Here is a 19,516-nt window from a genome sequence, read left to right as displayed (position 1 = left end):
GGGGGAGGCCGATCCGCCTCCGGGCGGGTCGGTGTCGCTCTCGGCGGCGTCGAGGGTTTCCTCCAGTAGGTGGAGGATCTGGGAGTTGAGGGAGCGCCGGTCTCGGGCGGCCTGCTCGACCAGCCGGGCGTGGAGTTCTTCGGGAAGCCGCAGCGATATCCTGACCATGGCACTACGGTGGCTGCATGGCGACGCCAGGTCCCGGGCCAAGGCGCTCAAGGACATCGCCGCGGGCCTGCCGGTGCGGCGGCGGGCGGGGATGCCCCGGTTCAAGAAGAAGGATGTGGCCGATCCGACGCTGAACTACACCCGCCGCGGGTTCCGCCTCAGGGACGGGCGGCTGCATCTGGCCGGGGGGATCGCGGTGCGGGTGGTGTGGTCGCGGGATCTGCCCGCCGGCCCGTCCTCGGTGCGGGTCTACCGCGATTCGCTCGGGCACTGGTACGCCTCCTTCGTCGTCGCGGCGCGGGTCGAGCCGCTGCCCGCCACCGGGCGGGTGATCGGCGTGGACTGGGGTGTGACCGAAACGGCGACCACCACCAGCGACGATCACGACCTGCCGCACTCTGGGCACGGGGAGAAGGCCGCTGCGCGGATCGGCCGGTACCAGCGGCAGATGGCCCGGCGCCGCGCCCCCAGCGGCGGCAAGCAGACCAAGGGGTACCGCAAAGCCCGGCGGCAGGCGGCCAAGGCGCATGAGAAGGTCGCGCGGCAGCGGACCGACGACGCCCGCAAGTGGGCCAAGAAGGTCGCCCGCGACTTCGACGCGGTCGCGGTCGAGGACTTCCGCCCCAGGTTCCTGGCCCGCTCGACGATGGCGCGCAAGGCCGCCGACGCCGCGATCGGCGCCGCCAAGCGGGCCCTGGTCGAGATGGGCCGCAAGCATGGCCGGGATGTCCGGCTGGTGGACCCGGCGTACACCACGATGGACTGCGGTGAGTGCGGTGCGAGAGCCAAGCATCGCCTGCCGCTGTCCGAGCGCATCTATACCTGCACCGCGTGCGGAGCTTCCCGGTCCCGGGACAAGAACTCCGCGCGTGTGATGCTGGTCCGGGCGGGTCTGGACCCGGACGGTGCCGATGGCGCAAGACCTCCCGCCCCGCCGGGGCGGGAGGCGGCCTGAGCCGTGAATCCCCGCATTTCTCATGACGGGAGGGGACAACGAGAATCCCCTCCCTTCAGAGAGGGGAGCAGTCAAATCGGTTCGTCGCGGATGACGTCCAGGTTCATGAAGCGCGGGCCGCTGGTGCAGCGGGCCTGGAGCTCCGCGGCGATCTGCTGGGTCTCGGGCAGGTCGTTGTTCAGCATCGCCGCCTCGTAGGACGGGAACTCCACGATCTCCACGAAGTGGGCCGGGTTCTCGCGGTCGCGCGTGTGCGTGTCGCGGGACACCGTCCGCTTGCCCTCGGTCGCCGCGGCCCACCGGTCGAACAGCGGGTCCAGCTCGTCGGGACGGTCGGTCTCGTACTCGATGATCTGCATGAAAGTCATGTGCTGCCCCCCTAACGGACGCTCACGTGCTCGTCCTTGAGCGAGTGGCGGATCTCTTCGCGGAACTCCGGGCTGTCGGTGTGCCCGTGCACCGATGCCGCGTGCTCGGCGGCGGCGCGGACGACCTCGTCCTCCTCGCCGCTGATGGTCAGCGTGCATCCCGACTCGCTCGGCATCTCCCGGCAGTCGGCCACTTTGCGCATCGTTCCTCCCCGTGTCGGTGGCCGGGCGGCCGACGCGTGCGGAGGAGAACATGCTTCGCGGCGCCGGCCTCCTGGCCGTCCCCATGCACCGCCGAATCACTACTTATCGTGACATACCCCCAGGTCAGCCGGAACTATCCGGGGAGAGTCTGCCCGGCCCTTCCGGAGAGCGCCACGCCCTTTCAGCGGGAGTTCTGCTCTGCCTCGTGCCAGAAGGTGCGGAGGGCGGCGGCGGTGGTCTCCGGTGCCTCCCAGGCGGGGGAGTGGGCGGCGCCGGGGATCACGACCTTGGACGCGTTGAGGCGCTCGGCCATCGCGGCCTGGGCGGCGGGCAGCCAGGCGTCGTCGTCCTCCCCGTAGAGGACCAGGACGCGCAGGTTCGTGCCGGCGCAGTGCTTGGCGAGCTCGTCGACGCGGTCCGGGGCGGTGAGGATCTCGTTCGCCATGCAGATCAGGCCGGTCTCGGAGTTGCCGAGGGTGCGGGCCTTGACGAAGGCGATGATCTCCGCTTCGAGACCCTTGCCCGTGTAGTCGGGTTCGAGCGCGATCTGCCAGATGGTCTCCATGCCGAGTTCCGGGATGGCGTCGCGGAGTGCCTTGGCCCGGTCGGCGGTCGGGCCGGTGACGGCGGCGGGACCCGAGCTCATCAGGGTGAACGAGGCGGGGCGGACCGCGCCGGCGAGCACGGCCTCACGGCAGACCAGCCCGCCGAACGAGTGGGCGACGAGGTGCGCCGGGTCGGGGCCGAGGGCCTCCAGCAGGGACGCGATGTCCTCGCCGAGCGCGGCCCGGGTGTAGGCGGCCGGATCGTCCGGGCCGATCGACTCGTACTGGCCGCGCATGTCGATCGACACGACCCGGCGGCCGGACGCGGCGAGCGTCTGCAGGACGGCGAGGAAGTCCTCCTTGCTGCCGGTGAGGCCGGGCACGAGGAGGGCGGGAGGGCGCTCGGGCACACCGGATCCCGGGAGGGCCTCCAGGGCGGCGAACGAGCCTCGGGAGGTCTCGATGTTCGTCCGGCTGACGCCGGGGGGCAAGGTCAGGAACCGGGGCGTGCTCACGGAGGACCACCATACTCAATCGGCGGCAACGGACACCCGTGAAAAACCTTCGGTGGTAGCGTCGGCAGAGTGCGTCCGAAGCCTGCCATCTCCGCGCACCGCCGTGACGAAGCCGGGCTGACCGGCCTGTCCATGGCCGTCGACTCCGGTGCGGAGTACGTGGAGATCGACATCCGGCGGACGGGGGACGGGCGCCTCGTCGTCCACCACGACGCCGAACTCGCCGGGCTGCCGCTGAACCGGCTCACCTACGACCGGGTGCAGGAGCTGGCGCCGCGGCCCGTCCCGCTCGTCAGCGAGGCGATGAAGATCATCGGGGGCCGGGCGCAGGGCCATCTGGACCTCAAGGAGCGCGGCACCGAGCACGAGACGGTGGAGCTGGCCATCGAGGCGTTCGGACCGGACCGCTTCGTCGTCACCACCCGCGAGGTGCTGTCGCTCGTGCAGATCAAGCGGGCCTTCCCCGAGGTGCGGACGGCGCTGTCGGTCGGACGCAACCTGTGGGAGCGCGGCATCGCGCACGACTTCGCGCCGCTGCGCCTGCTCCGCAAGGCCGGCGCCGACATGGTCGCCGTCAACCACCGGCTGGCGCGCGTCGGCGTGCTGCGCCAGTGCGGCCGCGCGGGGATCCCCGCCATGGTGTGGACGGTCAACGCCGAACCGGTGATGCGGCGGTTCCTCGGCGACCCGCGCGTCGCCGTCCTCGTCACCGACCACCCCGACGTCGCGCTGAAGCTGCGTGACGGGCGGCCCTGACGGGGACCGCGACTCAACCGCGAGACCGGCGGGAGGCCCCGCGGTTGATGCCGGTGCTAGGCGCTCTGCGGCGCCTCGGTCGTGTCCGCGGCCGGCTTGCCGGCGCGGGTGCGGCGACGGTTCCGGCTGCGCTTGCGCTCGGTCGCCACGGCGTCGACGACGTTGTCGTCGGCGCCGCCCTCCGAGCGGGCGGACGAGCCCCCGCGCCCCCCGGCGGCCGTGCCGCCGGCCTCCGCGGCGGTGTTCTTCGCCGCGGCCTCGACGGGCTTGCCGCCGCGGGTGCGGGCCCGGTCGCGCTTGCGGCGCCGCGGCCGGGGACGCTCACGCTCCCGGTCGTGCCCGCGTTCGGTGCTGCGGGTCCGGCCGGTCTCGCCGATGTCCTCCAGCTCCTCGGCGTCCAGCCCCGCGCGGTCGTGCCGCTTGTCCTTGGGCAGCCGGCCCTTCGTGCCCTCGGGGATGCCGAGGACGGAGAAGAAGTGCGGGGACGTGGAGTAGGTCTCCTCGGGAGCGGCGAACGGCAGGTCGAGCGTGCTGTTGATCAGCTTCCACCGGGTGAGGTCGGACCAGTCGATGAACGTGACGGCCACGCCCTCCTTGCCCGCGCGGCCGGTCCGGCCGATGCGGTGCACGTAGGTGTCGGCGCTGTCGGGGCACTCGTAGTTGACGACGTGCGTGACGTCGTCGACGTCGAGGCCGCGGGCGGCGACGTCGGTGGCGACGAGCACGCCGATCTTGCCGCTGCGGAACGCGCGCAGCGCCCGCTCGCGCTGGCTCTGCCCGAGGTCGCCGTGGACGGCGGCGGCGTCGAAGCCCCGCTGCACCAGGTCGGCGGCGACCCTGTCGCAGGCCCGCTTGGTCTGGCAGAAGATCATCGTCAGCCCGCGGCCCTCGGCCTGCAGGAGACGGGCCACCATCTCCGGCTTGTCCATCTGGTGGGCCTGGAACACGTGCTGGACGACCTGCGGCGTCGCGTCCGACTCGGTGTGCGACTCGGCCCGGACGTTGGTCGGGCGGGTCAGGTAGGCGCGGGACAGCGCGACGATCTCGCCCGGCATGGTCGCCGAGAACATCATCGTCTGCCGCTTCGCCGGGATCCGCTCGATGATCCGCTCGATGTCCGGCAGGAAGCCGAGGTCGAGCATCCGGTCGGCCTCGTCCAGCACCAGGATCTCGATCTGCGAGAGGTCGAGGTGCTTCTGCTTGACGAGGTCGAGGAGGCGGCCCGGGGTGCCGACGACGACGTCGACGCCCTCCCGGAGCGCGTCGATCTGCGGCTCGTACGCGCGCCCGCCGTAGACGGACAGCACGCGGGAGCCGAGCTTGCCGCCGGCGACCAGGAGGTCGTCGGTGACCTGGAGGGCCAGCTCGCGGGTCGGCGCCACGACGAGCGCGCGCGGTGCGCGGCCGCCGTGCTCGATGCGCTGCAGCAGCGCCGCACCGAACGCGAGGGTCTTGCCGGTGCCCGTGCGGGCCTGGCCGATGATGTCGTGGCCGCCCAGCGCGATCGGCAGGGCGAGCTCCTGGATGGGGAACGCTTCTACGATGCCCTCTGCTTCAAGGGCGTCTGCTATCTCGGGGACGACCCCGAGTTCACGAAAGGTAGTCAGGGCTTTCAGCCTCCAATATGCGGGGTCTCCTGCTCCCGGGTGCGGCGCGGCGCGCGGCGGGCGCCACCGCGTGGGCACACCCGCCTAGCGTCTGCCATGGCCGCGCGCTCGCGCGGGAGGGACCAGCCGTTGCTCAAAATCCGTCGGCGACCGCAGTCAGGGGTTGAAAGCAGTCACTCGCTGTGGCTGCGTGCGGTCACACTCCGCGACGCAGTGTACCGACCGTCTGTTGCATACACCAATAGCCGATCACCGGATCAAACGCGGCCGCGCTTTCGGCTATTCCATCGCCCGCCCCGCCAGGGGGCGCCGAAGGTCCGCCGCGTCGGGGCGGAGGGGGCGGATGCTCCTGTTGAGAAGGGTGTCAGAACGGCCACATCCGGACAGCCGGGCCCGGGGACGGGGGAAGCCCCCGCCCGTTCGGGCGGGGGCTTCCGGCCGTTCATGTCGCCGTGCTCGTCATGGGGTCAGTAGGAGCGGCGACCGGTGCGCCAGCCTCGGCGTCCGCCGCCGCGCGTGTTGAGCGACGTGAGCGCCACCACCCCGATGGCCGCGATCACCAGCGCGAACACGATGGCGACGAGGGTGCCCGCGCCCAGCGCGTCCGCGATGACCCCGCCGAGGACGGCACCCGCGATCCCGACGAGGATCGTGAGCAGAATGCCGATCGGATTGCGGCCGGGGACGAGCAGCCGCGCCAGGGCTCCGACGACGGCACCGACGACGATGAACCAGAGAATCGTCGTGAGCATATCGATCATCCATTCCTTTCGTGGGCCGGCGGCCCGTGGTCGGGAATCGATATGCCCTTCCTGCCGGATTCAAACAAAGCGGAGGTCAAGACACCGTGTCGCCGTGCCGAAGCGCGATCAGGCGTACTGGGAGCCGAATCCGACGTTGCGCTGCTCGTCCTCGGAGATCTCCAGGTAGCCGACGCGTTCGGCCGGGACGACGATCCGCCCGGCGCGCCGGTCCTGGAGGGCGAAGATGCCGCCCGGCCGGGACAGCGCGTCCGCCAGCGCGTCCTGGACCTCGTCGGCCGACTGCGCGGTGTCGACCACGAGTTCCTTCGGCACGTTCTGCACACCGATGCGCACCTGCACGCGATGCTCCCGTCGTCCGTCACGTCCCGCCGCCCGCCGGCGGGCCCCTCCCACGATGGTCGCACGGAGATCACCGGTACCGCCCGCACTCCCGTTTCACCGAGCGTGAAACGGCCGCGCGGCGGCACCGGTGCGGGCGGAGGCGTCAGCTCGGCTCGGTGCTCATGGGGAAGCCGGAGATCCCGCGCCAGGCCAGCCGGGCGATGATCTTCTCGGCGGTGTCCTTGGGGATGGCCCGGTGCTGCGAGAGCCAGTAGCGGGCGCTGACCTCCGCCATGCCGACGAGCCCCATGCCGAGCAGGTACGCCTCGTCGGTGGGGGCGCTGGTGTCCTCCGCGATGACCTGGGCGATCATCTCGGCGCACTGCTGGTTGGCGCGGTCGACGCGCGCTCGCACGGGCGCGACGTTGCGGAGGTCGGACTCGAAGACCAGGCGGTACGCCTCGCCGTCGCCGGCCACGAAGTCGTAGAAGGCCTGCATGCTCGCCTGGACGCGCATCTTGTTGTCCGTGGTGGACTCAAGCGCGTCTCGGACGATCTTCACCAGGGCCTCGGCGTGCTCGTCCAGCAGGGCCAGGTACAGCTCCAGCTTGCCCGGGAAGTGCTGGTAGAGCACGGGTTTGCTGACGCCTGCGCGCTCGGCGATCTCGTCCATCGCCGCTGCGTGGTACCCCTGCGCGACGAACACCTCCTGGGCCGCGCCGAGCAGTTGCCTGCGGCGCGCCAGTCGCGGCAGCCTCGTGCCGCGGGGGCGTGCGTCCGGGGTCGCGGTCACCACACTCTCCGATCAACGATCTTTGCGGCGGACGGGGGCCCCTCCGCCGCGCGGGAACAATCTCATCATCCTACGCGCGGGTAACTCCGCCGGTCACGGCCGAAGCGCGCGGACGTTCCTTCACGCAGGTCAGTGTATTTACGGCGGGGAGCCCGGGCACCCTCATCCGGCCTTCCCCCGCCGGTGTCACCGGTAGTCGTCCTCGTCGAGCGGCACCTCGTACCGCTGCTCGACGGCGTCCGCCTCGTTGACGTCGTCCGGCACCTGCGCGGTCCACTCCACGGGCCCTTCCTCGTCGCCGATCGCGGCGCGCTGCTCGGCCGCGTCGGCCTCGTCGGCCTCACCGTCCCCGCCGGGGCCGGCGACCGCCGGGTCGAGGTCGTCGGTCTCGCTCATCACACGTCCTCCTCACGGGGCCCGCGTCGCGGTGCCGCCTCACAGGTTCGCCGCCAGCTCCCGCAGCGGAGCCTCGACGGACTCGCCGTAGGTCGGGAACGCGTGGACGACGTCGGCGAGCAGGCTCAGCGGCGTCTCCGCGCGGATGGCCAGCGTGATCTCGCTCATCCACTCCTCGGCGTTGCGCCCGGCCGCGGCGGCGCCGACCAGCAGGCCCCGCGACCGGTCGGCGTACAGTTCGACCCGGCCGCGCTCGTCGGCCTCGACCGCCGCCCGGACCGTCGCGGCGAGGTCGTACCCGGCCGTGAGCAGGTCTATGCCGAGTTCCCCGGCCGCGCTGGGCGAGACCCCCACCGAGTAGACGGTGGGCGTCGTGTAGACGACGCGGGGGATCGCGCGGTAGTCGGTCTCGCGGCGCCGTCCGAGGAGGTTGGACAGCACCACCTGCGCCTGGTAGCGCGCCGCGTGGGTCGTGCGGGCGATCCCCGTGACGTCCCCGGCCGCCCACACGCCGCCCGCCCGAGCATCGTCCGCGCCGTCCGCCTCGCACGGCACGCGGCAGGTCTCGTCCACCGGGAGGCCCTGCCCCGGCGTGACGGCGACGCCGAGGTTCTCCAGGCCGAGGCCCTCGACCCGCGGGCGGCGCCCGGCGGCGACGAGGACGCGGTCGGCGTCGATCGTGCCGCCGTCCGACAGCCACAGCCGCAGGCCGGTGTCCTTGCGCCCGGCGTGCCCGGCGGCGGCGCCGAGCCGCAGGTCGACGCCAGTCCGGCGGAGCGCGTCGGCGAGCACCTCCCCGGCGAACGGCGCCTCGGCGGTCAGCAGCCGCCCGGACGCCTCGACGAGCGACACCTGCGAGCCGAACGAGGCGTACACCTGCGCCAGCTCGCAGCCGACCGGGCCGCCGCCGAGGATCGCGAGCCGGCGGGGCAGGTCGGGCACCGACAGCGCCTCGTCGCCGGTCCACAGCGGGACGTCGGCGAGGCCGTCGACGGCCGGGATCACCGGTTCGCTGCCGGTGCAGACGACGAGGTCGCCGAAGCCGTGCGCGGTGCCGTCGACCTCGATCAGCCCCGGCTCGGTGACGTGGCCGCGGCCGCGCAGGACGGTCACCCCGGCCTCCGCCATCCGCGCGACGGCGGGGTCGTCGCGGCGGTACCGGGCCAGCGCGTCGCGCCGGGCGAGCGCCGCCTCCCACGTCTCGCCGCGCCGCGCCGACAGCAGCAGCGACTTCGACGGCACGCACGCGAAGTACGGCGACACCCCGCCGACCAGGTGCTTCTCTACGAGCGCGACGTCGCGGCCCGCGCGGGCGAGCCCGGACGCCACCAGCTCGCCCGCCGTCCCCCCGCCCAGCACCACGGCGTCGTAGTGGTGGTTCTGCGTCAACTGTCCGGCCCCCCGCCCCGTGCGTCGTCCTCCGGACCATGGTGACGGAATCCGGCGCCGGAGAGTGCCGGTTCGAACACATAGGGCATGCGAAATGTCACGGGCCGGGCGGGGTTGCGGCGGTCCGGCGGGCCGGTCAGGGGAGAGGCGTCAGGGGAGGGCCGGCCGGTCCTCGGCGAGCAGCGGTTCCAGGAGGTCGCCGTGCTCTTCGACGCGGGCGAGGACGTCGTCCGGGCCGAACACCAGGTCGGCGGCATCCTCGCAGGACTCCAGCTCGTTCCAGGTGATGGGGGTGGACGCGGACGGGCGGTTCGCGGCGCGCAGCGAGTACGGCGCGACGGTCGTCTTAGCCGGGTTGTTCTGGCTCCAGTCCACGAAGATCTTGCCCTTGCGCAGCCGCTTCTCCATCTTCGCGACGACCAGCTTGGGATGCTCCTCGGCCAGGCGCTGCGCGGCCGCCTTGGCGTACTCGGACGTCCGCTCCGCCTTCGCCGGCTCCTTGATCGGGACGTACAGGTGCAGCCCCTTCTTGCCGCTCGTCTTGGGGAAGGACTCCAGGCCGTCCTCGGCGAGCACGTCGCGCAGCAGCGCCGCCACCTCGCACGCCTCCACGATCGTGGCCGGAGGGCCCGGGTCCAGGTCGAAGACGACGAGGTCGGGGGTGTGCACCTTGCCGCGCGGCCCGACCTTCCACTGCGGGATGTGCAGTTCGAGAGCCGCGAGGTTGGCGCACCAGACGAGCGTGGGCAGGTCGTCCACGACGACGAAGTCGAGGGTGTCGCGCCCCGTGGAGCTGCCGGGGGTGGGGATCGTGGCGGTCCGCACCCAGTCCGGCGTGTGGGACGGCGCGTTCTTCTCGAAGAACTTGCCGCCGTCCACGCCGTCCGGCCACCGGATCCGGGTCGCGGCGCGGTCCTTCAGGTGCGGCAGCATCACCGGGGCTATGCGTGCGTAGTAGTCGATGACCTCGCCCTTGGTGAACTCGGGGTAGAGGTTCTTGTCGAGGTTGGAGAGGGACACCTGCTGCCCGTCGACGTCGACGGTCGTGCGCTTACTCGCCACAGGTGCTCCAGGGCTCACTGCTCACTGGTGACCTCCAGGGGGTCCTTGTCGTCGCGGAGGCCGCGCCAGGACGGGAAGCGGAGGCGGCCGTCCCGGGTGCGGGCGCTGTAGGCGACCTCCCCGACGAGCCGTGGCTCAACCCATTGGGCGTCACGGGCGAACTCACGCGGGACGGGGTCGTCGTAGGGGCTGGTGGGGCGGCGCAGCGGCCAGAGGATGTCGTACAGCTCGTCGAGGGCGCGGTCGCTGAAGCCGGTGCCGACGTGGCCGACGAAGCCGAGGAGCCCCTTGACGTCGTACTCGCCGAGCAGCAGCGACCCCACGCCGCCTTCCCGCCGTCCCTTGCCGGGCTTCCAGCCGCAGATGACGACCTCGCGCGTCATGAAGTTCTTGACCTTGAGCCAGTAGTCGACGCGGCGTCCCGGGCGGTAGGGCGAGTCGAGGCGCTTGGCGAGCAGCCCCTCAAGGTGCTGTTCACGGGTGAAGGCGAGCAGTTCGTCCACCTGCGCGGTGTCGCCGCCGTGCAGGTACGGGGGGACCTCCACGGGTCCGGTTCCGGCCAGGTCGAGGTCGTCGAGGAGTGTGCGGCGCTCTACGTACGGCATGTCGTACAGGACGTGCCCGTTGAGGAACAGGACGTCGAAGACCACGTACCGGACGGGTACCTCACGGATCAGCCTGGGGTCGGGGTGGGCCACGTGCATGCGGCGCTGGAGTCGTTCGAAGCTGGGGCGCCCCTCCTCGAAGGCGACGACCTCCCCGTCCAGGATGACGTCGTGGCTGGGGAGGAGGTCGGCGAGTGCGGACAGTTCGGGGTAGCGGCTCGTCACCTCGCCGCCGCGCCGCCCGGTGGCACGGACGCCGTCGGCGGAGACGTGCGCCAGGACGCGGACGCCGTCCCACTTCAGCTCCAGCCCCCACTGCTCGCCGTCGGAGGGGAGTTCCCCGGTGGCGGCCATCATCGGCTCAACGGGCCACGGCATGGTCATACCGCCGTCTTACCCGGTGCCCGCACCGCAGAAAAGGATCAAGAGTCCGTTCTGGCGCAAATCGAACGGGGTTGCGACGCTAAGAGCGGGAAACGTGCTGGGGCGCGACTTGGTGGGTAGGGACTGGTCATGCGCAGTATCTGGAAGGGCGCCATCTCGTTCGGGCTGGTGACGATCCCCGTGAAGCTGTACTCGGCGACCGAGCAGCGGGATGTCCGCTTCCACCAGGTGCACCGGGAGGACGGCGGGCGCATCAAGTACAAGCGGGTGTGCACGGTCGACGGCGAGGAGGTCCCGTACTCCGACATCGCCAAGGGGTACGAGCTGCCGAGCGGCGAGATCGTCGTGCTGACCGACGAGGACTTCGCCGACCTGCCGCTGTCGTCCAGCCGCCGGATCGACGTTCTGCAGTTCGTGGAGGCGGCGGAGGTCGACCCGATCTACTTCGCCAAGTCCTACTACCTGGAGCCCGACGCGCAGGGCGCCAAGCCGTACGTGCTGCTGCGGGACGCGCTGGAGAGCTCCGGCCAGGTCGCCATCGTCAAGATCGCGATCCGGCAGCGGGAGTCGCTGGCGACGCTGCGGGTCCGGGAGGGCGTGTTCGTCCTGGAGACGATGCTGTGGCCGGACGAGGTCCGCACCCCCGACTTCCCGTTCCTCGACGAGGACATCGAGGTCCGCAAGCAGGAGCTGTCGATGGCGACGTCGCTGATCGAGTCGATGGAGGCGGAGTTCGACCCCGCGGAGCACAAGGACGCCTACCGGGAGGCCCTCCAGGCGGTCATCGACGCGAAGGTCGAGGGCCGCGAGGTCGCGCGGCCCGCCGAGGAGGCCGAGGAGGAGCCCGCGGCCGACCTGCTCAGCGCGCTGCGCGCGAGCGTCGATGCGGCGAAGAAGAGCCGGGGCGAGAAGAACGGCAAGGCCGCGTCCGGCAAGGGCGCGGCGGAGAAGAAGCCCGCCGCGCGCAAGTCGTCCGCGAAGTCGGGGCAGAAGAAGGAGCCGGCGAAGAGCCGCACCCGCAAGTCCGCCTGAGCCCCGCCGGCCCGGTGCCGGCCGCCGCCATTGCCGCCGCCAAGGCCGCCGCTAGTTGCCGCCGCGGGCGGCGAGGACGCGGCCGAGGGCGTCGGCGGCCGCGGCGGGGTCGGCGCACGGCGCGATCCGCTCGCCCCAGCCGTAGAAGTACGACCAGGCGTCGCCCGACCGCTCGCGGGCCGCGATGACGTTCTCCTCCGCCGCCGGGGTCCGCGGGTCGGCCACCAGGGCGCACGGCCAGCGGTCGGCCGGGGCGGCGACCTCGACGCTCCAGCCGCGGGAGCGCAGCTCGTCGGTCAGCCGCTCCAGGTGCCCGAGCGCCGTGTCGGCGTCGCTGATCACCTGCGTGGACATGGTGCCTCCAAAGGAATGACCCGTGTGTCGCGTGGGAGATCCCGGGGAGTGCCGTCGCGGGGCAGGTCACCGGCAGGTGCGCCACCGGTGGAACGACGCTGTGCCCCCGGTCGAATGACGTTCAGTCTTCCGCCGGGTGAGTGAGATCACAAGCGGTTTGCGCGCATTGGCGGATCACCGCGCGGGTTCCGGCTCCCGCACCGGGGAGGGGCCGCCCTCGCGGACGCCGTACCGGCGGTAGACCTTGGCGAGCGGCCCCGGCGCCCACCAGTTCGCCCGGCCCATCAGGCGCATCACGGCCGGGACGAGCAGCCCCCGGACGATCGTCGCGTCCAGCAGGATCGCGACGGCCATGCCGACCCCGACCATCTTGATCGACGTGATGCCGGACGTCGCGAAGGCGCCGATGACGACGATGAACAGCAGCGCGGCGCTGGTGATGACGGCGCCGGTGCGCTCGACGCCCGCGGCGACGGCCGCGGTGTTGGAGCCGGTCAGGTCGTACTCCTCGCGGACCCGCGACAGCAGGAACACCTCGTAGTCCATCGAGATCCCGAACAGGATGACGAGCATCAGGATCGGCATGGCGGGGGCGATCGAGCCCGTCGGGGTGAAGCCGAGCAGGCCCGACAGGTACCCGTCCTGGAAGATCAGCACGACCGCGCCGAACGTGGCCGACAGCGACAGCATGTTCATCGCGATCGCCTTCAGCGGCAGGACCACCGACCCGAACGCCAGGAACAGCAGCACGAACGTCGCGCCCCCCACGAGCAGCGCGAGCCAGGGCAGCGTGCCGCCGAGGCCGGCCACCTCGTCGACGATCCGGGCGGTGGGGCCGCCGACCTGGACCTGCGCTTCTGCGGGCGGCGGGACGTCCCGGACCTCCGCCACCAGGTCGCGCGCCGTGCCGGAGTAGGGGTCGGCGTCGAAGCGGAGCGCGATGCGGGTCGTGGTGCCCTCGGCGCCGGTCACCTCGGTGTCCGCGGCGCCGGGGAGCGCGGCGAGGCGGTCCCCGTACGCGTCGATCGCGGCCCGGTCGGACGTGCCGGTCACGACCGCCTCGATCGGGCCCGTGGCGTTGCGCGCGAACCGGGTGTCGAGCGCCTCGGCCACGCTTCTGGCCTCGGCGCCCTCCGGCAGCGCCGTGGCGTCGATCGCGCCCCACTCGATGCGCAGGAACGGGGCGCCGAGCGCGAGGAGCAGCGCCACGGTCGCCGTCGCGTAGACGGCCGGGCGGCGCATGACGCTGCGGGCGACGCGTCCCCACCAGCGCCCGGACGGCCCGCGTCCGCGCCGCCGGACGGACAGCGCGTTCACCTTCGGGCCGAGGACGGCGAGCAGCGCGGGCAGGACGGTCAGCGCGCCGGCCATGCAGACGAAGACGGTGGCGATGCCGCCGTAGCCCATGGAGACGAGGAACTGCTGGTCGAAGAGGAGGAGGCCGGACAGCGAGACCGCGACGGTGATGCCGGAGACGGCGACGGTGCGCCCGGCGGTGGCCATCGTCGTGGCCACGGCGTCCTCGATCGAGGTGCCGTCCCTGCTGAGTTCCTCCCGGAACCGGCTGACCACGAACAGCCCGTAGTCGATCGCCAGCCCGAGGCCGAGGAAGGTGGAGATGTTCACCGCGAAGCTCGACACGTCGGTCGCGTACGTCAGCGCGTGCAGGGCGGTGAACGAGCCGAGGATCGCCAGCCCGCCGACGAGCAGCGGCAGCGTCGCCGCGACCAGGCCCCCGAAGATCAGCACGAGCAGGACGAGCAGCACCGGGATCGCGATGGCCTCGGCGCGCACGATGTCCGAGGCGACGCGGTCGTCGATGGCCGCGGCGGTGCCGACCGTCCCGCCGACCTCGGCGGTGAGCCCTCCGCCGACGCCGGTCAGGGCGTCGTCGATCGCCCGGTAGGACTCCTCCTTGGCGGCCTCCCCGGACCCGGCGAGTTCGAGGACGGCATAGGTGGCGGTGCGGTCGTCGCTGACGAACTGAGGCGCCCCTGTGGACCAGTACGTGCTCGTCGCGGTGACCTTGTCCGGCGGGAGGGCGTTCAGCGCCTGCTCCACCGAGGCGCGGTAGGCGGGGTCGTCGACGGTCGTGCCGCCCTGGTAGAGGACCACGACGTCCGCCGCGTCCCGTCCGAGGTCGCGTTCGGCGATCTGGGCGGCCCGGGCGCTCTCACTGCCGGGCGTGTCGAAGCCGCCGGACGAGGACAGCGCCCCGAAGACGCCCGTGCCCCACACGCCGGCGAAGACGAGCGCGGCCCCGGCGATCGCGAGGACCCAGCGCCGCCGCCGGTGCACCCACCGGCCCCACCGATCGAGCATCGCCGTCCCCCGCCCGCCATGACTCTCTCAATAGCCATCAAGCAGGGTAAACTACGCATAGTGCTGGTTTGGGTATGAAACGGTGGCCGACGGCGTGTGCCGCCGGCCACCGGCCGTTCGTGCCGCTGCGGTGCCCGGGCTCAGCCGACGGGCTCCATGTCCGGCGACGCCGGGGGGACCGGGGACGCCGGTGAGTCGCCCTCGCGGATCCCGTACCGGCGGTAGAGCCCGGCGAGCGGTCCGGGCGCCCACCAGTTCGCCCGGCCGAGGAGCCGCATGGTCGCGGGGACCAGCAGCCCCCGGACGACCGTCGCGTCCAGCACGATCGCGATGACCATCCCCACGCCGACCATCTTGATGAACGTGATGCCCGAGGTCGCGAACGCGCCGATGACGACGATGAACAGCAGCGCGGCGCTGGTGATGATCGCGCCGGTGCGCTGGACGCCGGCGGCGACCGCGGCGGTGTTGTCGCCCGTCAGGTCGTACTGCTCGCGGACGCGAGACAGCAGGAACACCTCGTAGTCCATCGAGATCCCGAACAGCATCGCCAGCATGAGGATCGGCATCGCGGGGGCGATCGAGCCGGTGGCGGTGAAGCCGAGCAGGCCGGACAGGTTGCCGTCCTGGAAGATCAGCACGACCGCGCCGAACGTGGCCGACAGCGACAGCATGTTCATCGCGATCGCCTTCAGCGGCAGCAGGACCGACCCGAACGCGAGGAACAGCAGCGCGAACGTCGCGCCCCCGACGAGGACCGCCAGCCACGGCATCGTCGCGCCGATGCTGCCCAGCGAGTCGACGACCTCGGCGGCGGGGCCGCCGACGTGGACCTGCGCGCCCGCGGGCGGCGGGACGTCCCGGACCTCCCGGACGAGGTCGCGGACGGCCCCGGAGTCGGGGTCGGCGTCGTAGGTCAGCGCGATCCGGGTCGTGGTGCCCTCGGCGCCGGTCACGGTCGCGTCCGCCGCGCCGGGCAGCGAGGCCAGGCGGGCCCCGTACGCCTGGATCGCGCCCTGGTCGGACGTGCCGGTCACGACCGCCTCGATCGGGCTCGTCGTGTTGCCCGGGAAGCGGGTCTCCAGCGCCTCGGCGACGACCCTGGCGTCCGCGCCCTCCGGCATGACCTTGGCGTCCATGCCGCCCCAGTTGATGCCGAGGAACGGGGCGCCGAGCGCGAGGAGCAGCGCGACCGTCGCCGTCGCGTAGACGACCGGACGGCGCATGACGCTGCGGGCGACGCGTCCCCACCAGCCGTCGGCGCGCCCCCCGGCCGGCCGGCGCCGCCGGATCGACAGCGCGTTCACCTTGGGGCCGAGGACGCCCAGCATCGCGGGCAGCACGGTCAGCGCGCCGGCCATGCAGACGAGCACGGTGGCGATGCCGCCGTAACCCATGGAGATGAGGAACTGCTGGTCGAACAGGAGGAGGCCGGACAGGGAGACCGCGACGGTGATGCCGGAGACGGCGACGGTCCGCCCGGCGGTGGCCATCGTCGCTCCCATGGCGTCCTCGGTCGACCGGCCGTCCCGCGCCAGCTCCTCGCGGAACCGGCTGACCATGAACAGCCCGTAGTCGATCGCCAGCCCGAGGCCGAGGAACGTCGTGATGTTCACCGCGAAGATCGACACGTCCGTCACGTACGTCAGCGCGTGCAGCGCGGTGAACGAGCCGAGGATCGCCAGGCCGCCGACCAGCAGCGGCATGCTCGCCGACACCAGGCCGCCGAAGATCAGCACGAGCAGGACGAGCAGCACGGGGATCGCCATGGCCTCGGCCCGGCCGATGTCGGAGGAGACCCGCTCGTTGACCGCGGTCTCCGTGCCGACCGCCCCGCCGACCTTGGCGGTGAGGCCGCCGCCGACCCGGGTCAGCTCGTCCTCGACGGCCTCGTAGGCGGCCTGGCGGGCGGCCTCGTCGGAGCCCGCGAGTTCGAGGACGGCATAGGTGGCCGTGCGGTCGTCGCTGACGAACTGCGGCGCCCTGGTGGACCAGTACGTGCTCGTCGCCGCGATCTTGTCCTGCGGAAGGGCGTTCAGCGCCTGCTCGACGGAGGCGCGGTAGGCGGGGTCGTCGACGGTCGTGCCGCCCTGGTAGAGGATCACGACGTCCGCCGCGTCGCGCCCGAGGTCGCGCTCGGCGATCTCCGCGGCCTTTGCGCTCTCGCTTCCCGGAGTGTCGAAGCCGCCGGACGAGGACAGCGCCCCGAAGACGCCCGTGCCCCACACGCCGGCGAAGACGAGCGCGGCTCCGGCGACCGCCAGCACCCACCGGCGCCGCCGGTGCACCCACCGGCCCCATTGATCCAACATCGTCGTCTCCCGTGCTCGGTGATGTCCACTAACTCTGGTGAACACTGTAAACTGCGAACACCGTTAACTATGCATACGGTGTTAGCTTCCGTCAAGGGGGTTTCTCGGGAATCATGCGGGGACGGCCGGAACGAACAGGGCCTCGAACAGGGCCTCGGACGGCGAGAGAGGGCGGCGAAGTGCAGACACGGCGCGATCGGCTCCGCGCGGCGACGGTCCGGGAGATCTCCGAGACCGCCCGCCGGATCCTCGTCGAGGAGGGGCCGGAGGCGGTGACGCTCCGGGCCATCGCCCGGGAGATGGGCATGACCGCGCCGGCCCTGTACCGCTACTTCGGCAGCCACGGCGAGCTGCTGCGGCACCTGATCGGCGACCTCTTCACGGAGCTGACCGACGAGCTGCACGCCGCGGCGAAGGAGGCGGACCCGGGCGATCTCGGCGGCAAGTTCCTGGCGGTGGCCCGCCGGTTCCGCCACTGGGCCCTCGCGAACCCCCGCGAGTACGGACTGCTGTTCGGCTCGCCCGTGCGCGGCCGCCACGAGCACGAGGAGGTCGACTTCGCCGAGGAGTCCGCCCGCAGGTTCGGCTGGACGTTCATGGCCCTGTTCCTGGAGCTTTGGAACAAGCAGCCGTTTCCCGTCGTATCGGACGAGGAGATCGACCCCGCCCTGCGCTCCCAGCTGGCCCGCTACCGTGATGAGGTCGGCGTTGACCTCCCGCTGGGCGTGATCCAGCAGTTCCTCAAGTGCTGGGTCAGGCTCCAGGGCGGCGTCAGCCTGGACGTCTTCGGCCACCTGGAGTTCGCCCTGGACGACGCCGAGCCCATGTTCGAACTGATGCTGTCCGAAATAGCACCCGAGGTAGGGCTGACCTACACTCCGCCGCCCCGGGACGCCTGACCGACCGGGAGTACTTCGTGATCACCTGGCGCCGGGTCACCGAGGACGACTTTCCGCTGCTCGGCCACTGGCTGCGGCAGCCGCACGTGGCGCGCTGGTGGAACCACGAGACCGAGCCCGAGGCGGTCGCGCGCGACTTCGGTCCCGCCGCCCGCCGCGAGGAGCCGTCCGAGGACTGGCTGGCCCTCCTGGACGGGCGGCCGTTCGGCCTCGTCCAGCGCTGCCGGCTGGCGGACTACCCCGCGTACCGCGACGAGCTGTCCGCCGTGCTGACCGTCCCGCCCGGCGCGGCGACCATCGACTACCTGATCGGCGACCCGGAGCTGACCGGACGGGGTCTCGGGCCGCGGATGATCCGGGCGATGATCGAGCGGACGTGGGACGACTATCCGGAGGCGTCCTGCGTCATCGTCCCGGTGGTGGCGGCCAATGGCGCGTCCTGGCGGGCCCTCGAAAAGGCGGGCCTGAAGCGCGTGGCCGAGGGCGACCTGGAACCGGACAACCCGATGGACGACCGAGCCCACGTCGTCTACCGCATCGACAGGGACGCCCACCGGCCTTCACCGGGGGCCGCGCCCCCCGCCGACCAGTCCCCTTAGGCGACCGGAGGCGCGGCGGCACCTTCGTTCAGACACACTTCCGCTCAGACACACTGCTCTGCGGCTTGGGCGAACTCGCTGGTGTAGGCGAGCCTGCCCACCGCGTTGAGATGGATGTCGTCGCTCCCGAACCAGACCTGCGGGTTGTTCGGCATGTAGCTGTGGTGGTCCCAGGAGTGCTCGGCGAAGTCCTGGAGCTTGACGAGATCCGTCGCCGAGGCGTTGGCCAGGCTGCGCATCTCGTGTGTGAGCTGCTGGGCGGACCAGGCGTAGAGCCAAGGGTCGGAGCCCCAGTAATGGGCCAGGTTGTCGGGCGGGGTGATGAGCACGACGCACTTGCCCGCGGCGGTCAACTCGGACACGTACTGCCCGATCGCGGCCTTGGCGGCGTTGATGCGGGTCTGGCGTTCGGCCGCGTCGGAGATCCAGGCGACCTGGCCGGCGTCGTTGGCGCCGAGCGCGAGCACGAATCCGTCGGGATCGTGCGCGAGAAGGCCGCGGACCTCGTCGAGGAGCTCGTATCCCGCCTTGTCGATCCCGGTACGCGGCTGCCCATGGGAATCCGGTGGCGCAAGCCAGTACTTGCCGCTCTGACCTTCGACCTCGGCCCGTATCCCGGCCGCGTTGAAGTTGCCTTCGATGTACCCCTGGATATGAGTCTGGTTGTAGGTGGCGTCGTTGAGCGAGGCGGTCAGGCTGTCACCTGCGGCGACGACCTTGGGCTGATTCGCCGAGCCGTTGGAGAACGGATGGGTGTACACGGTGCACGCCCCGTCGGGAGCGACGAAGCGAGGCGACAGATATGTCACCACGGGGATGCCCTGGAGCGTCGAAAGGTCGCCGGGCTCCTGGGTGAAGCCGCCGGGGGTCTCGCTCGGCAGGTCGTCGCGGCGCAACTCCCAGGTCTCGGTGGACGCGTCGGTCCACGAGCCGCCGGGGAGCGTGCGGCGCTGCAGCGCGGTGGCGGTCAGCACCGGGCCGTAGACCGAGTTCTGGGTCTGGTAGTCGACGCGCCAGGCGACACCGGGTGCCTGGCAGGTCGCGGTGCCGGTCGCGGCGGAGGCGGCCGGCGGAGCCGCCGCCATCACGCCGAGGAGGGCCGCGCCGACGGCGGCGATGATCGCGGGTCTGCGGACGCGTGAGGTCATGGGCGGTCGTCCCCTGGG

The 19,516-nt window shown here is 71.9% G+C and carries 20 protein-coding genes; 5 read left to right on the top strand and 15 right to left on the bottom strand.

Features of this window, described 5'->3' with window-relative positions; genetic code table 11:
- Positions 1-166: 166 nt before the first annotated feature.
- Complete coding sequence (locus tag E1266_RS06410; RefSeq protein WP_243718261.1) at positions 167-1,123, top strand: transposase; 957 nt, start codon at positions 167-169, stop codon at positions 1,121-1,123.
- A 71-nt stretch (positions 1,124-1,194) separates the two neighbouring features.
- Here E1266_RS06410 and E1266_RS06405 read toward each other — a convergent pair whose 3' ends face one another.
- From E1266_RS06405 to E1266_RS06395, 3 genes are all read right to left on the bottom strand, one after another.
- A complete protein-coding gene (locus tag E1266_RS06405) occupies positions 1,195-1,491 on the bottom strand; it encodes a hypothetical protein (RefSeq protein WP_132044733.1) in 297 nt (98 codons plus the stop codon).
- Positions 1,492-1,502: 11 nt separating this feature from the next.
- Positions 1,503-1,694, bottom strand: coding sequence for a DUF1059 domain-containing protein (locus E1266_RS06400; protein WP_132044731.1), 192 nt, complete (start codon positions 1,692-1,694; stop codon positions 1,503-1,505).
- 182 nt (positions 1,695-1,876) lie between these two features.
- On the bottom strand, positions 1,877-2,755 hold the full coding sequence (locus E1266_RS06395) for an alpha/beta hydrolase (RefSeq protein ID WP_132044728.1): 879 nt from the start codon (positions 2,753-2,755) through the stop codon (positions 1,877-1,879).
- A 69-nt stretch (positions 2,756-2,824) separates the two neighbouring features.
- Between E1266_RS06395 and E1266_RS06390 the strand changes: the two genes are divergently transcribed.
- Entirely contained in the window at positions 2,825-3,511 is a 687-nt protein-coding gene (locus tag E1266_RS06390) for a glycerophosphodiester phosphodiesterase (protein WP_132044726.1), read from the top strand.
- Positions 3,512-3,567: 56 nt separating this feature from the next.
- Here the strand turns inward: E1266_RS06390 and E1266_RS06385 are convergent, their stop codons facing one another.
- The 8 genes from E1266_RS06385 to ligD (E1266_RS06350) all read right to left on the bottom strand — a co-directional run bounded on the left by E1266_RS06385 (position 3,568) and on the right by ligD (E1266_RS06350) (position 10,832).
- Positions 3,568-5,082, bottom strand: coding sequence for a DEAD/DEAH box helicase (locus E1266_RS06385; RefSeq protein ID WP_243718262.1), 1,515 nt, complete (start codon positions 5,080-5,082; stop codon positions 3,568-3,570).
- A gap of 503 nt (positions 5,083-5,585) precedes the next feature.
- The gene (locus tag E1266_RS06380) at positions 5,586-5,870 is read right to left on the bottom strand and encodes a GlsB/YeaQ/YmgE family stress response membrane protein (RefSeq protein ID WP_132044741.1); all 285 of its coding nucleotides are present in this window, start codon (positions 5,868-5,870) and stop codon (positions 5,586-5,588) included.
- 117 nt (positions 5,871-5,987) lie between these two features.
- Entirely contained in the window at positions 5,988-6,221 is a 234-nt protein-coding gene (locus E1266_RS06375; protein WP_132044724.1) for a DUF3107 domain-containing protein, read from the bottom strand.
- Between the two features lie 145 nt (positions 6,222-6,366).
- The gene (locus E1266_RS06370; RefSeq protein ID WP_132044722.1) at positions 6,367-6,996 is read right to left on the bottom strand and encodes a TetR/AcrR family transcriptional regulator; all 630 of its coding nucleotides are present in this window, start codon (positions 6,994-6,996) and stop codon (positions 6,367-6,369) included.
- A gap of 186 nt (positions 6,997-7,182) precedes the next feature.
- Positions 7,183-7,392 carry a hypothetical protein gene (locus tag E1266_RS06365; RefSeq protein ID WP_132044720.1) on the bottom strand — a complete coding sequence of 70 codons (210 nt, stop codon included), beginning with the start codon at positions 7,390-7,392 and terminating at the stop codon, positions 7,183-7,185.
- A 39-nt stretch (positions 7,393-7,431) separates the two neighbouring features.
- Positions 7,432-8,781, bottom strand: coding sequence for an NAD(P)/FAD-dependent oxidoreductase (locus E1266_RS06360; protein WP_243718260.1), 1,350 nt, complete (start codon positions 8,779-8,781; stop codon positions 7,432-7,434).
- Between the two features lie 150 nt (positions 8,782-8,931).
- On the bottom strand, positions 8,932-9,843 hold the full coding sequence (ligD, locus tag E1266_RS06355; RefSeq protein WP_132044718.1) for a non-homologous end-joining DNA ligase: 912 nt from the start codon (positions 9,841-9,843) through the stop codon (positions 8,932-8,934).
- 14 nt (positions 9,844-9,857) lie between these two features.
- Entirely contained in the window at positions 9,858-10,832 is a 975-nt protein-coding gene (gene ligD / locus E1266_RS06350) for a non-homologous end-joining DNA ligase (protein ID WP_132044716.1), read from the bottom strand.
- A gap of 129 nt (positions 10,833-10,961) precedes the next feature.
- On the opposite strand from ligD (E1266_RS06350), the gene E1266_RS06345 reads away from it, so the two are divergent.
- On the top strand, positions 10,962-11,864 hold the full coding sequence (locus tag E1266_RS06345; RefSeq protein WP_132044714.1) for a Ku protein: 903 nt from the start codon (positions 10,962-10,964) through the stop codon (positions 11,862-11,864).
- A 51-nt stretch (positions 11,865-11,915) separates the two neighbouring features.
- Here E1266_RS06345 and E1266_RS06340 read toward each other — a convergent pair whose 3' ends face one another.
- The 3 genes from E1266_RS06340 to E1266_RS06330 all read right to left on the bottom strand — a co-directional run bounded on the left by E1266_RS06340 (position 11,916) and on the right by E1266_RS06330 (position 16,852).
- Positions 11,916-12,218, bottom strand: coding sequence for a hypothetical protein (locus tag E1266_RS06340; protein ID WP_132044712.1), 303 nt, complete (start codon positions 12,216-12,218; stop codon positions 11,916-11,918).
- Positions 12,219-12,392: 174 nt separating this feature from the next.
- Positions 12,393-14,540: an MMPL family transporter gene (locus E1266_RS06335; protein WP_132044710.1), complete on the bottom strand. Its 2,148-nt coding sequence runs from the start codon at positions 14,538-14,540 to the stop codon at positions 12,393-12,395.
- 140 nt (positions 14,541-14,680) lie between these two features.
- Positions 14,681-16,852, bottom strand: coding sequence for an MMPL family transporter (locus E1266_RS06330; protein ID WP_132044708.1), 2,172 nt, complete (start codon positions 16,850-16,852; stop codon positions 14,681-14,683).
- Between the two features lie 179 nt (positions 16,853-17,031).
- On the opposite strand from E1266_RS06330, the gene E1266_RS06325 reads away from it, so the two are divergent.
- Together E1266_RS06325 and E1266_RS06320 are read left to right on the top strand one after the other, a co-directional pair.
- Positions 17,032-17,751 carry a TetR/AcrR family transcriptional regulator gene (locus E1266_RS06325; RefSeq protein WP_132044706.1) on the top strand — a complete coding sequence of 240 codons (720 nt, stop codon included), beginning with the start codon at positions 17,032-17,034 and terminating at the stop codon, positions 17,749-17,751.
- Between the two features lie 17 nt (positions 17,752-17,768).
- Entirely contained in the window at positions 17,769-18,350 is a 582-nt protein-coding gene (locus E1266_RS06320; RefSeq protein ID WP_132044704.1) for a GNAT family N-acetyltransferase, read from the top strand.
- A gap of 44 nt (positions 18,351-18,394) precedes the next feature.
- On the opposite strand, the gene E1266_RS06315 is transcribed toward E1266_RS06320, so the two are convergent.
- On the bottom strand, positions 18,395-19,498 hold the full coding sequence (locus E1266_RS06315; protein ID WP_132044702.1) for an SGNH/GDSL hydrolase family protein: 1,104 nt from the start codon (positions 19,496-19,498) through the stop codon (positions 18,395-18,397).
- Positions 19,499-19,516 lie beyond the last annotated feature (18 nt).

The organism is Actinomadura sp. 7K534, from assembly GCF_004348575.1.
In the GTDB taxonomy this organism is placed as follows: domain Bacteria; phylum Actinomycetota; class Actinomycetes; order Streptosporangiales; family Streptosporangiaceae; genus Spirillospora; species Spirillospora livida.
This window is presented reverse-complemented; position numbering and strand designations above follow the sequence as displayed.